We start from the raw sequence: 325 nt of genomic DNA, 5'->3' as shown, positions 1-325 counted from the left end.
TTCTCTGCTTCGGAATCGACAAATCTCAATTCAAAACTCAGGCTGGAGTCACTATTAACGATGGCGGCCTCTATGAAGGTTTTTACCGGTCTTGGCGCAACAAGGTACAAAGGAGCGGTGCGGCCGAGCATGGAGGCGCTGGTCAGCAGTCCCGGCAGCCCGAACGTATGGTCGCCATGGATGTGGGTGATAAATATGGCCTGCAATTGCATCACGGAATGATGGGTTCTCAGCAACTGGTGCTGGGTGCCTTCACCGCAGTCAATCAGGTACCAGTGTTTTGGTCCGCCGTGGCTCAGCGCCAGACCGGTTACGTTGCGCGATT

General features: G+C 54.8%; 1 protein-coding gene. It reads right to left on the bottom strand.

Annotation, left to right across the window (positions count from 1 at the left end):
- A partial coding sequence (locus tag B2W52_RS03455; RefSeq protein WP_286801303.1) for an MBL fold metallo-hydrolase occupies positions 1-325 on the bottom strand: 325 nt, incomplete at both ends.

This window comes from Marinobacter sp. UBA2498 (assembly GCF_002341575.1).
Taxonomy (GTDB): domain Bacteria; phylum Pseudomonadota; class Gammaproteobacteria; order Pseudomonadales; family Oleiphilaceae; genus Marinobacter; species Marinobacter manganoxydans.
This window is presented reverse-complemented; position numbering and strand designations above follow the sequence as displayed.